The sequence below is a fragment of the Prevotella sp. Rep29 genome (assembly GCF_019551475.1).
Lineage (GTDB): Bacteria > Bacteroidota > Bacteroidia > Bacteroidales > Bacteroidaceae > Prevotella.
Genome location: NZ_CP047159.1, coordinates 50,898 through 63,295 on the forward strand (window position 1 = coordinate 50,898; position 12,398 = coordinate 63,295).

The 12,398-nt window shown below is 47.3% G+C and carries 10 protein-coding genes; all 10 read left to right on the plus strand.

All coding sequences use genetic code 11. The annotated features are described in order from the left end of the window. Nucleotides 1–12 precede the first annotated feature (12 nt). The 10 genes from GRF55_RS00240 (at nucleotide 13) to GRF55_RS00285 (ending at nucleotide 12,347) form a co-directional block, all read left to right on the plus strand. A complete protein-coding gene (locus GRF55_RS00240; protein WP_220368595.1) occupies nucleotides 13–1,284 on the plus strand; it encodes a phospho-N-acetylmuramoyl-pentapeptide-transferase in 1,272 nt (423 codons plus the stop codon). Between the two features lie 45 nt (nucleotides 1,285–1,329). Beyond that, nucleotides 1,330–2,679 (plus strand): UDP-N-acetylmuramoyl-L-alanine--D-glutamate ligase, encoded by a 1,350-nt coding sequence (gene murD / locus GRF55_RS00245; RefSeq protein WP_220369565.1) that lies wholly within the window; start codon nucleotides 1,330–1,332, stop codon nucleotides 2,677–2,679. Continuing rightward, a complete protein-coding gene (locus GRF55_RS00250) occupies nucleotides 2,672–3,931 on the plus strand; it encodes an FtsW/RodA/SpoVE family cell cycle protein (RefSeq protein WP_220368596.1) in 1,260 nt (419 codons plus the stop codon). Before murD ends, GRF55_RS00250 begins: the two co-directional genes overlap by 8 nt. Before the next feature lie 86 nt (nucleotides 3,932–4,017). Next, nucleotides 4,018–5,136 carry an undecaprenyldiphospho-muramoylpentapeptide beta-N-acetylglucosaminyltransferase gene (murG, locus tag GRF55_RS00255; RefSeq protein WP_220368597.1) on the plus strand — a complete coding sequence of 373 codons (1,119 nt, stop codon included), beginning with the start codon at nucleotides 4,018–4,020 and terminating at the stop codon, nucleotides 5,134–5,136. Continuing rightward, the gene (gene murC / locus GRF55_RS00260) at nucleotides 5,133–6,509 is read left to right on the plus strand and encodes a UDP-N-acetylmuramate--L-alanine ligase (protein WP_220368598.1); all 1,377 of its coding nucleotides are present in this window, start codon (nucleotides 5,133–5,135) and stop codon (nucleotides 6,507–6,509) included. The genes murG and murC overlap by 4 nt, the downstream gene beginning before the upstream one ends. Nucleotide 6,510: 1 nt before the next feature. Beyond that, nucleotides 6,511–7,296, plus strand: a complete 786-nt coding sequence (locus GRF55_RS00265; RefSeq protein ID WP_220368599.1) for a cell division protein FtsQ/DivIB — start codon at nucleotides 6,511–6,513, stop codon at nucleotides 7,294–7,296. A 22-nt stretch (nucleotides 7,297–7,318) separates the two neighbouring features. Further along, nucleotides 7,319–8,782 (plus strand): cell division protein FtsA, encoded by a 1,464-nt coding sequence (gene ftsA / locus GRF55_RS00270; RefSeq protein ID WP_220368600.1) that lies wholly within the window; start codon nucleotides 7,319–7,321, stop codon nucleotides 8,780–8,782. Nucleotides 8,783–8,823: 41 nt separating this feature from the next. Next, complete coding sequence (gene ftsZ / locus GRF55_RS00275; RefSeq protein WP_220368601.1) at nucleotides 8,824–10,191, plus strand: cell division protein FtsZ; 1,368 nt, start codon at nucleotides 8,824–8,826, stop codon at nucleotides 10,189–10,191. Nucleotides 10,192–10,227: 36 nt separating this feature from the next. Then, complete coding sequence (locus GRF55_RS00280) at nucleotides 10,228–10,677, plus strand: GatB/YqeY domain-containing protein (RefSeq protein WP_220368602.1); 450 nt, start codon at nucleotides 10,228–10,230, stop codon at nucleotides 10,675–10,677. A gap of 128 nt (nucleotides 10,678–10,805) precedes the next feature. Continuing rightward, nucleotides 10,806–12,347, plus strand: coding sequence for an IS1634 family transposase (locus GRF55_RS00285; RefSeq protein WP_172774742.1), 1,542 nt, complete (start codon nucleotides 10,806–10,808; stop codon nucleotides 12,345–12,347). The last annotated feature ends 51 nt before the right edge of the window (nucleotides 12,348–12,398 follow it).

Below are 12,398 nucleotides of genomic sequence, written 5' to 3' on the forward strand. Positions count from 1 at the left end.
AGGGGAAGGAGTATGTTATACTATCTGTTCAGATTCTTAGACGAATTCAGCATACCGGGCTCACATATGTGGAGCTACATCAGTTTCCGCTCTTTGCTGACACTGATTCTGTCGTTGATTATCTCGGCGTGGTTCGGTGAGAAATTTATTAAATACATGAAGCGCAAGCACATCACTGAAGTGCAACGCGATCCATCCATTGACCCATTCGGAGTGGAGAAGAAAGGTGTTCCCTCAATGGGTGGAATCATCATTATGGTGTCCATTCTCGTGCCCGTATTGTTGTTGGGACGCATGCGCAATATCTATCTGATACTCATGATTGTAACCACTGTCTGGCTTGGCTTCTTGGGAGGGTTGGATGACTATATCAAGATATTCCGCAAGAACAAAGATGGCTTGAAAGGGAAGTACAAGATTGTGGGACAAGTGACGATAGGATTGATTGTCGGACTGGTGTTGTGGATGAGCCCTGATGCGAAAATCAATGAGAATGTCGAGATAGAGAAACAAGGACAAGAGATCGTCGTCAGGCATAAGTCTGAGGCGGTGAAATCGCTTAAGACCACGATACCTTTCGTGAAAAACCACAATCTCGACTATTCCGAGATGATGGCGTTTTGCGGTAAGTATAAGAATGCCGCAGGATGGATACTTTTCGTCATCATGACCATCTTGGTCGTGACGGCAGTCTCGAACGGAGCCAATCTGAACGACGGAATGGACGGAATGTGTGCCGGCACGTCAGCAATTATCGGTGTGGCATTGGGCATTTTTGCTTATGTCAGTTCGCACATAGAATATGCCTCCTATCTGAATATCATGTATATTCCAGGTTCGCAGGAGCTGGTCGTGTTCCTTTGTGCCTTTATTGGCGCCATGATTGGTTTCCTCTGGTACAACGCCTATCCAGCACAAGTGTTCATGGGCGATACCGGTTCGCTGATGATTGGCGGAATTATAGCCGTGGTAGCCATTATCATTCATAAAGAACTGATGCTGCCCATACTCTGTGGCATCTTCTTCGTGGAGAGTTTGAGTGTCATTATCCAGACACAATATTTCAAGTATATGAAACATAAGGGGCAGCGTGTGCGCATATTCCGGGCAGCTCCCATTCATGATACATTCCGTAAATTGGATTCCCAGCTCGACCCGGAAAGTCGTTATGTGTTGAAGAAATGGCCGCACCGTCCGTTCCATGAGTCAAAAATCACCATCCGCTTTTGGATTGTAACGATCATTTTAGCTGCTTTGACAATCATCACATTGAAGGTTCGATAGGCTTGTTTCACAATGGAAGAAAATATTAAAAGGAGAAGTTGAATGATGAAGAAAATCGCAATACTCGGAGCTGCAGAAAGCGGAACGGGAGCTGCCATACTGGCAAAGAAAGAGGGGTATGACGTGTTTGTGTCGGACATGTCGCCCATTAAAGAGCGCTATAAGAAAATGCTTGACGAACGCCAGATAGTATGGGAAGAAGGGCATCACACTGAAGCACGTATTCTTGACGCAGAAGAGATCGTCAAGAGTCCGGGCATACCCGATGAGGCTCCGATTGTCAAGAAAGCCATAGAAAAAGGCATCCGTATTATCAGCGAGATAGAGTTTGCCGGAAGATATACCAATTCGAAAATGATATGTATCACGGGGTCAAACGGGAAGACCACCACCACCTCGCTTATCTATCATATATTCAAGACAGCCGGTTACGATGCAGGGCTCGCCGGGAATATTGGAAATTCGCTTGCTTTGCAGGTGGCAGAAGAACCGCACGAATATTACATCATCGAATTGAGTTCGTTCCAGTTGGACAACATGTATGATTTCCGTGCCGATATCGCTATTCTGTTGAATATCACACCCGACCATCTTGACCGTTATGGCAACTGCATGCAGAATTATGTAGATGCAAAAATGCGTATTACGCAGAATCAGACGTCCGAAGATGCGTTCATTTATTGGGCAGACGACCCAATCATTAAGCGCGAATTGGAAAAATATGACATCAAGGCGGTGCAGTGTCCGTTCTCTGAGGTGAAGAAAAAAGGCGTCATCGGCTATATGGAAGAAGGACAGTACAAAATAGAATATCCGACGCCCTTCAATATGGAACAGGAAGAACTGAGCCTGACGGGACGTCACAATATCTATAACTCACTGGCAGCCGGTATAGCTTCGAACATCAGCGGAATCAAGAAAGATGTTATCCGCCAGTCACTTAGCGACTTTCCCGGTGTTGAGCATCGGTTAGAGCGTGTATGTAAGGTGGATGGCGTGGAATATATCAATGACTCAAAAGCCACGAATGTCGATGCATGTTGGTATGCTTTGGAGAGTATGAAGACGCCGACGATTCTGATTATCGGTGGCAAAGACAAAGGCAATGATTATGAACCGATTCGGGAATTGGTGAAGAAGAAATGTGCGGGTCTGGTCTTCCTGGGAGCAGACAATACCAAGCTGCATGATTTCTTCGACTCTTTAGGGATTCCCGTTCGTGACACCCATTCAATGAAAGATTGTGTGGCGGCTTGTCGTGAATTGGCAAAGCCAGGCGATACGGTATTGTTAAGTCCTTGCTGTGCTTCGTTCGACCTCTTTAAAAACATGGAAGACCGTGGCGAGCAGTTCAAGACATTGGTAAGAGAGCTACGAAAAGAGAAAGATGAATAAGAAGATAGGAAATATATTCAAGGGCGACAAAGTGATATGGATGGTATTCTTCTTCCTTTGTCTTATTAGCGTCGTGGAGGTGTTCAGTGCTTCCAGTTCGCTGACATATAAGAATGAAAGCTATTGGGGACCAGCCCTATACCATGGACGTATCTTGATACTTGGTGTTATTGTGATGATATTTGTTGTCAACATCCCTTGCAAATATTTCAAGATTGTCACGCCATTCTTGTTGGTTTTTTCTATCATTACATTGTTTTGGGTGCTTGTGGCAGGGACTGCGACTAATGATGCGAGCCGATGGGTCAGTTTCCTCGGCATTCAGTTCCAGCCATCGGAAATAGCAAAGGGAACGCTCATCCTTGCCGTTGCCCAGATATTGAGTGCGATGCAGACCGACAATGGCGCTGATAAGCACACCATGAAATATATCCTCATAACCAGTGCTCCGATTATTGTCCTCATCGTAGTGGAAAACTTCTCCACAGCGGCATTGCTTGGAATGGTAGTTCTGATTATGATGATTATCGGTCGTGTGCCGATGGTGCAAATAGGAAAGTTGATGGGTGTCGTCATGTTGGTGGTTGTTGTCTTCATCGGCATTATATTGCTGTTAGGAAAGAACGATGAAGGAGAAAATGCTGAGACCAAACAGCAGATGACGGAGCAGGTGGAGAGCAACGAAAAACCTTCTTCGGTAGAGAAAATATTCCATCGGTTCGGAACATGGAAGGGACGTATCCTGAGTTTCTTCGATTCGAAGGAAGTGCCGCCAGAAGAGTTTGATCTTGACAAGAATTCGCAGGTGGGTCATTCGAATATCGCCATAGCCACATCGAACATCATAGGAAAAGGACCGGGCAACTCCGTGGAGCGTGATTTCTTGCCGCAGGCGTTCTCCGACTTTATCTATGCAATCATCATTGAAGAGATGGGAATCGTCGGTGGGGCGTTTGTCGCAATACTCTATATCATCTTGCTGTTCCGCACGGGGCGCATAGCCAACCGCTGCGAAAATAACTTCCCGGCATTTCTCGCCATGGGATTGGCTCTGCTTTTAGTGTCACAGGCATTGTTCAATATGCTGGTGGCAGTAGGGTTGGCTCCCGTCACAGGACAGCCGCTTCCACTCATTAGTAAAGGTGGAACCTCGTCGATTATCAACTGCATCTATATCGGAGTGATTTTAAGTATCAGCCGGTCAGCCAAGAAAAAGGATTTCCGGACAAAAGAGATGAAAACGTCCGAATAGGCATTTCCTCATTCAATTAAATGGATGAAAATGATAGAAAGAGAAAAAAAAATATTATTTTTGCAAAGGATAAAAGTTCAACACAAATGGAGCGGAATCTAAAGGTAATTATCAGTGGAGGCGGAACAGGCGGGCATATATTTCCTGCTATCTCCATTGCCAATGCAATCAAGGCAAAACAGCCGGGAGCGGAAATCCTGTTTGTGGGCGCTTTGGGACGTATGGAGATGCAGCGTGTTCCCGCTGCTGGTTACGAGATAAAAGGACTTCCGATATGTGGGTTTGACAGAAAGAATCTGCTGAAAAACGTGTCGGTACTTTTCAAAATATGGAAGAGCCAGCGTTTGGCAAAAAAAATCATAAAGGAATTCCAGCCCCAGGTGGCTGTCGGTGTCGGAGGCTATGCAAGCGGTCCGACGCTCAACAAGGCGGCAGCAATGGGCATTCCTTGTATAATACAAGAGCAGAACAGCTATGCAGGTGTAACCAATAAGTTGTTGGCAAAGAAAGCTGAAAAGATCTGTGTGGCATACGAAGGTATGGAGCGCTTTTTCCCTGCGGAGAAAATCATTCTGACGGGTAATCCCGTGCGTCAGGATTTGCTGGAATCTACACACTCTAAGGCAGAAGCCGTAAAAGCTTTTGGACTTGACCCGGCGAAGAAAACCGTGCTTCTCGTTGGCGGAAGCTTGGGAGCAAGAACAATGAATGAAAGCGTTTTACAGCATCTTGATGCAATAGCAGAGAGTTCAGTACAGATGATATGGCAGACTGGTAAGTATTATTACTCCGCCATGACGGAAGAGTTGAAAAAGCATCAGCCAATAGAAAATCTTAAAGTGCTGGACTTTGTCAGCGATATGGGAGCGGCTTACAAGGCTGCAGATTTGGTGGTCAGCCGTGCAGGTGCAAGCAGCATCAGCGAATTCTGTCTGATAGGGAAGCCTGTCATTCTCGTTCCGAGTCCGAACGTTGCAGAAGATCATCAGACGAAAAATGCGATGGCACTTGTGAATAAGAATGCAGCCTTGTATGTGAAGGATGTTGAGGCACGGGAACAGTTGATACCATTAGCAATTGAAACGGTTCAGAATGAACAGAAGTTGCACGAACTGAGCGAGCAGATCTTGAAGATGGCATTGCCGGGCTCTGCAGAAATCATTGCCGACGAGGTGATCCGTTTAGCAGAAAGACGAAGAGGATGAGTTTTGGAAAAGACATAAAAGCAGTGTACTTTATCGGTGCGGGAGGTATCGGTATGAGTGCGTTGGTGCGCTATTTCATCAGTCATGGGATGGTCGTGGCTGGATATGATAAGACCAGTTCGGAACTGACCGTCCAGCTTGAAAAAGAAGGAGCCTTGTTGCATTACGAGGAAAATGTGGACATGATTCCGCATGCATGCCGTGATGCACAATCCACGCTGGTTGTCTATACGCCGGCAGTGCCTGCAGACCATAAAGAGCTTGTGTTTTTCCGCGAAAACGGCTTTAAGGTGGAGAAGCGGGCACAGGTTCTGGGCAGATTAACGCAACACCATAAAGGTTTGTGTTTTGCCGGAACGCATGGGAAGACCACAACCTCTGCCATGTGTGCACACATCATGCACCAGAGTCAGATTGACTGTAATGCTTTCTTGGGCGGCATCTTGAAAAACTACCACACCAACTATATTCTTTCGAAAAGCAATTACGTTGTTGTGGAGGCTGACGAGTTTGACCGTTCGTTCCATTGGCTGCGTCCGTGGATTGCCGTTGTCACTTCAACCGATCCAGACCATTTGGACATCTACGGGACAAAAGAGGCTTACTTGGAGAGTTTTCGCCATTATACGACGCTCATCCAGCCTAGTGGTGCACTTGTGATTCGCAAGGGTGTGGAGATGAAACCTGCCGTGCAAGAAGGCGTTCGTGTGTTTGAATATGGTCTGGATGAAGGTGAGTTTCGGGCAGAAAATATTGTGATAGACAATGGAGAAATCACGTTCGATTTTGTGTCACCGATAGAAAATATTCCCGGCATTCAGTTGGGACAACCCGTCACCATCAACATTGAGAATGGAATCGCTGCGATGGCTGTAGCGCAGTTGTGTGGTTGTACGGCGGCAGAGTTGCGATATGGCATGAAAACCTATGGAGGCGTGGAGCGTCGTTTCGATTTCAAGATTAAGGACGATCGTCATGTGTTTCTTAGCGATTATGCCCATCATCCTAAAGAGATTTACCAGAGTGCGAAAAGCATTCGTGAACTATATAGAAACAGGACAATAACAGCGATATTCCAACCGCACCTCTATACACGGACGAGAGACTTCTATCGGGAATTTGCCGATGCGTTGAGTCAGCTTGACGAGGTAATACTGTGCGATATCTATCCAGCTCGGGAAGAGCCGATTCCCGGTGTGACATCGAAGTTGATTTATGACCACCTACGGGAAGGTGTGAAGAAACAACTGATACGGAAAGATGAGGTCTTGGAGCTGGTGAAAAACCGCGACTTTGACGTGCTGATGGTGCTTGGAGCCGGTGATTTGGATAATTACGTACCGCAAATTAAGAAACTATTAGAAGAGAAATAGAATGCCATTTTGGAGGAAAACCACAATTGTCGTACTGGATGTCGTGCTCGCCATCTATCTCGTATTTGCCATCGTCTCGTTCAACAAACCTGATGAGGAAGGAAAGACGTGCGCAAAGGTGAACATCAATGTGGCAGACGAAATGACGAACGGTTTTCTTAGTGCTGGAGAAATAAAGAATATCCTTGTGCGCAACAAGATCTATCCATGGCAGAAGCCTGTCAGTCAGATCAGCATGCGCAAGATAGAAGAAGAACTGAAAGAAAGTCCGTTTGTCAATACGGCAGAGTGTTATAAGACGCAGAATGGGGATGTCTATATCAACGTGACGCAACGAACGCCGGTTATTCGCGTCAAGAGCAATAGTGGTGATGACTATTATTTGGACGATATGGGGCGTGAGATGCCGAACTCGAAATACACTTCGGACCTGATTATCGCAACAGGTTCCATCAGTAAGAACTATGCGAGAAACTACATCTCGCTGATAGCGATGTATCTGTCCGCAGATGAGTTGTGGAAGAATCAGGTGGAACAGATTCATGTACTTTCCGACCGGAGCATAGAATTAGTGCCACGTGTGGGGAACCATATTCTCTGTATCGGCAGATTGCCTGAATATATCGAGCCGTCGAAGCGGGAAAAAGGTGTGAACGAGTTTATGAAGAAGAAACTCTCGCGCATCGAATTGTTCTATCAGTATGGGCTTTCACAAGCAGGGTGGAACAAATATTCCTATATCAATTTTGAATTTGACAATCAGATTATTTGTAAACGAAATAAATGAACATAAAAATAGAATATAGCGTATGCCAGCAAAGGAATTTATCGTAGCCATTGAGTTAGGCTCATCCAAAATTACAGGTGTCGCCGGAAGAAAAAACCTGGACGGAAGTATATCGGTGCTCGCAGTTGCCAAGGAAGACTCCACCGCATGTATTCGGAAAGGTGTGATTTATAACATCGACAAGACCGGCGCATGTCTGACGAACATTGTCAACAAACTGAAAGCAGCTCTGAAGATGGAGATTGCGCATGTTTATGTGGGTGTCGGCGGACAGTCGATTAGAAGTGTCAAGAACGTCATCCTGAAGGACTTGCCGGAAGAAACCACCATTACACAGAAGATGGTGAATGAGCTGATGGATACCAACCGCAACATGAAATATCCTGAGCAGGAAATTCTCGATGCGGCAACTCAGGAATATAAGGTCGGAACGGTGTTTCAACTCGACCCCGTGGGTATTCAGAGTACCCATTTGGAAGGAAACTTCCTTAACATCCTGTGGCGTCAGGCGTTCTACCGCAAACTGAATCAGTGCTTTGACAATGCTGGAATAGCCATTGGCGAACTGTATTTGGCACCTTTGGCACTCGCAGACAGCATCTTGACCGAAGCTGAGAAGCGCGGTGGCTGTGTGTTGGTGGACCTTGGAGCAGACACCACGACCGTGTCAGTTTACTATAAGAATATTCTCCGGCACCTTGCCGTCATCCCGATTGGTGGCAATAATATCACGAAAGACATTGCTTCCCTGCAGATTGAAGAGGCAGATGCTGAGCGGATGAAGCTGAAGTACGCCTCTGCATACACAGACAACGCTGAAATCGACGATACGCTGAGCTATCCGATAGATATAAGCCGCTCTATTGAGAGCCGTCGGTTCATAGAGATTGTTGAGGCACGAATGCAGGAAATCATCGAGAATGCCTGGTATCAAGTGCCTTCCGAATATTACGATAAATTGCTTGGCGGAATCATCCTCACTGGCGGAGGCTCGAATATGGTGAACATCGAGAAGGCATTCCGTAACCATACCCATGTGGATAAGATTCGCACGGCAAAGTTTGTGACCCAAACCATCAATGCCAGCAGCCCGGATATGTTGCCGCATGATGGTACGATGAACACCTTGCTCGGATTGCTTGCCAAAGGCGATTTGAACTGTGCTGGCGAAGAACTCGACCCCAACGGAAACCTCTTTGGAGGCAGTAAGCCGACCACCGGTGGCAATACAGCCGAAAGACATCCTCGTTCGGCATCTGAACTGGAGCCGGGTGTGATACAAACCGCAGCCGAGAAAGAAGAGGCACAACGGATAGCTGAGGAGGAAGCTCAGCGGAAAGCAGAGCAAGAGGCACGTCTGCAGGAAGAGGAAGAGCAGAGAAAGAGAGAAGAGGAAGAAGAGCGGCGCAAGAACAACCTTTGGAACCGCATGGTGCGCGGGGTAAAGGATTTCATCAATAAGATGACCGCAGAAGAGAGTGATTAACTACGATGAAGCAAATCAGAAAATCCCCAAAAAGTTTTGATATGGAAGATATATTTGACATACAGCCCAACGAACAGTCCAGTGAGAGGCAGGAAAAGTTCGATATCCTCGATTTCGGGATGCCCGAGCGGGGAGATAGTATTATCAAAGTCATCGGTGTAGGCGGTGGTGGTGGCAATGCCGTGAACCACATGTTTAAAGAAGGCATTCACGATGTGTCGTTCGTGCTTTGCAACACCGATAACCAGGCACTCAACGACAGCCCCGTTCCCGTCCATCTGCAGTTAGGAAAGGAAGGATTGGGAGCAGGAAACAAACCCGAAAAGGCGCGTCTGGCTGCAGAAGAGAGTATCGAGGATGTGCGCAAGATGCTCAATGATGGAACGAAGATGGCGTTCATCACTGCCGGAATGGGTGGCGGAACAGGTACGGGAGCAGCACCCGTCATCGCCCGGGAATCGAAAAAACTGGGCATCCTGACCGTTGGTATAGTTACCATTCCTTTCCGTTTTGAAGGTCCGAAGAAAATCGACCAGGCGCTTGATGGCGTGGAGGAGATGGCGAAACATGTAGATGCCCTGCTCGTTATCAACAACGAGCGTCTGCGCGAGTTATATCCTGACTTTACCGTGCTCGATGCGTTTGCCAAGGCAGACGACACGTTGAGCGTTGCAGCAAAATCCATTGCAGAAATCATTACCATACATGGATTGATGAACCTCGACTTCAACGATGTGAAGACCGTTCTCAAGGACGGTGGAGTAGCCATCATGTCAACAGGCTACGGCGAGGGTGACGGACGTGTGAAGAAAGCGATTGACAATGCGCTTAACTCACCGCTGCTCAACGATAATGACGTGTTCAATTCCAAGAAGATACTTCTCAACATCACCTTCGCCAACGAAGACGGCCAGCATGCCAGCCTGATGATGGACGAGATGAACGATGTGAACGACTTCATGGCGAAGTTTGGCAATGACTTTGAAATCAAATGGGGTCTTGCCATCGACCCGGAACTCGGTCCGAAAGTGAAAGTCACGATTCTTGCTACAGGCTTCGGCATCGAGAATGTGGATGGAATGAACAATCACCTCCGCCGACACACAGAAGAGGAGGCAAGCCGTATAGCCGAAGAGGAGGAAAAGGCAGCCGAAAGACTCGACCGCCGCAACCGTTTCTATGGTTCTGACGGCAGTACGACACAGTATAAGCGTCGTCCGCACATCTTCCTTTTCCGTCCGGAAGACCTTGACAACGAGGATATTATTCTTGCTGTCGAGAACACACCGACGTTCCGCCGCACCCGTCAGATGATGGAAGACATACGGAAACAAGCCAATGGAGATGTCGTTGCCGACAAGAACGAAACGCCCTCCCAGCCCGTTGCCGGTGTAATCAATTTCGAGTAAACATGTGTATTGTCACTCATAAGCAGATAAGAAACGATGAATATATTCGATCAAATCAGTGAAGACATCAAGGCGGCGATGAAAGCCCGCGACAAAGTGCGCCTTGACACGTTGCGCAACATCAAGAAGGTGTTTCTCGAGGCAAAGACGGCTCCTGGAGCCAATGATACGCTTGAGGACGCCGATGCCCTGAAAATCATTCAGAAATTGGCTAAGCAAGGGCGTGAGACGGCGCAGACATACGTTGCAAACAACCGGCAAGACCTTGCCGACGGTGAGTTGGCACAGGTTGCCGTGCTCGAAGAATATCTCCCGAAGGCGCTGAGCGAGGCTGAAATTGAGGCGGAAGTGCGCAAGATTATTGCCGAGACGGGTGCCAGTTCGATGAAAGACATGGGGCGTGTGATGGGGGCGGCAAGCAAACAAATGGCTGGTCGTGCCGACGGGCGGCTCATATCGGAAATCGTGAAGAGGCTGTTGGCGTAAAGATGGATATGTTTCCTGACTTCATCACTTTTTTGCGCCATCATATAGCGCACAATGATAATCAGCGAGTTACGTAAAATTATTGGGTGGTTTGGGTGGCGCAAGCGAAAAACGTGTACCTTTGCACCATGTATGTACGCAAGAAACACAATCGTTCCGGCTCTACAAGTGTGGTAGTGGTCAGTAAAGCGAGTGGAAAGTATAAAGAAATAAAATCGTTTGGCTCCTCTACATCCGAAGAGGAAATACATTCATTATGCGATAAGGCTGCTGCATGGATACGTTCATTTGGCGGTCAGCAAGAACTTGACTTTGATGACCGCAAGGGAAAGGAAGTCGAGGAGACAGAGCGTTTCCTTAGCAATATTGACAACGTGTTGATAAACGGTACTCGGCTTCTGCTTGATCAAGTCTATGACAGCATCGGCTTCAACCGGATTCCCGATGAGATTCTGCGTCATTTGGTAATCGCAAGGGTGTCGCAGCCCAGAAGCAAACTTGCCACAGTAGATTACCTGAAGTCATATTATGATGAAGATGTTGACCTCAACCACATCTATCGCTACATGGACAAGCTCTACAATACCCAGATGGAGCTTGCGCAGCAGATTAGCGTAGAGCACACCCGGAAACTGTTCGGAGGCAAGATTGGATTGATGTTCTACGACGTGACGACGCTCTACTTTGAGACAGCACAGACGGACGTATTGCGTGAACCGGGGTTTTCAAAGGATGGAAAGACGGCAGAGTCACAGGTTATACTCGGTCTGCTTGTATCAGAAGGAGGCTACCCGCTTTCATACTCTCTGTTCAACGGCAGCCAGTATGAGGGCTTCACCATGATACCAATGATAGATGACTTCAAGCAGCGTTTCAATCTGGGGAAAGATTTTGTTGTGGTGGCAGACTCAGGCTTGATGAACAAGAACAATGTCACTTTGCTGCAGGAGGCTGGCTACAACTACATACTTGGAGCCCGCATCAAGAGCGAGAGCGCAAGCGTGAAGCAATGGATTCTCTCTTTAGAGAAGGTTGATAAAGCCTGTTACGACTACAAACGTGAGAATGGGGAAAGACTTATCGTCAGTTATTCCGACAAGCGTGCAAAGAAGGATGCCTACAACCGTGACCGCGGAATTGTCCGATTGAGAAAAGCCTATAAGACCGGACGCATCACGAAGAGTCAGGTGAACAAGCGTGGCTACAACAAGTTTCTTGAAATCAGCAAGGACATAGAAGTCGTCATCAGCGAAGAGAAGATTGCAGAGGACTGCCAGTGGGACGGACTCAAGGGCTACATCACCAATACAGACCTTGACGCCGAGCGTGTCATTGCCGAGTATCATGGACTCTGGGTGGTGGAACGTGCATTCCGTATTTCAAAAGGAACTCTGGAAATGCGTCCGATGTTTCATTTTACAGAACGTAGGATAGAGGCACATGTCTGCATTTGCTTCATCGCCTATAAGGTATATAAGGAACTGGAGCGACTCATTGCCATTAACAAGATTGGGATGAGTGTCGATAAGGTGCTTGAGGCAGCCAAAACTATCACGACAATCAGGGTAAGGATGCCTAAAAACGGGACTTACTTCACTAAGACACTCTTCTTGACGGAGAAGCACCTCGCAGTGAAACCACTTTTCGACATATCTGGCAACAAATCTTAATTTGGGTGGCGCATTGACGAAGTCAGGAGGCTGTTGGCGTAAAGATGGATA

Bases quoted from the DNA above. Each gene is read 5' to 3' on its own strand.
- GRF55_RS00240 (WP_220368595.1), top strand. From the start codon at position 13: ATGTTATACTATCTGTTCAGATTCTTAGACGAATTCAGCATACCGGGC.
- murD (WP_220369565.1), top strand. From the start codon at position 1,330: ATGAAGAAAATCGCAATACTCGGAGCTGCAGAAAGCGGAACGGGAGCT.
- GRF55_RS00250 (WP_220368596.1), top strand. From the start codon at position 2,672: ATGAATAAGAAGATAGGAAATATATTCAAGGGCGACAAAGTGATATGG.
- murG (WP_220368597.1), top strand. From the start codon at position 4,018: ATGGAGCGGAATCTAAAGGTAATTATCAGTGGAGGCGGAACAGGCGGG.
- murC (WP_220368598.1), top strand. From the start codon at position 5,133: ATGAGTTTTGGAAAAGACATAAAAGCAGTGTACTTTATCGGTGCGGGA.
- GRF55_RS00265 (WP_220368599.1), top strand. From the start codon at position 6,511: ATGCCATTTTGGAGGAAAACCACAATTGTCGTACTGGATGTCGTGCTC.
- ftsA (WP_220368600.1), top strand. From the start codon at position 7,319: ATGCCAGCAAAGGAATTTATCGTAGCCATTGAGTTAGGCTCATCCAAA.
- ftsZ (WP_220368601.1), top strand. From the start codon at position 8,824: ATGGAAGATATATTTGACATACAGCCCAACGAACAGTCCAGTGAGAGG.
- GRF55_RS00280 (WP_220368602.1), top strand. From the start codon at position 10,228: ATGAATATATTCGATCAAATCAGTGAAGACATCAAGGCGGCGATGAAA.
- GRF55_RS00285 (WP_172774742.1), top strand. From the start codon at position 10,806: ATGTATGTACGCAAGAAACACAATCGTTCCGGCTCTACAAGTGTGGTA.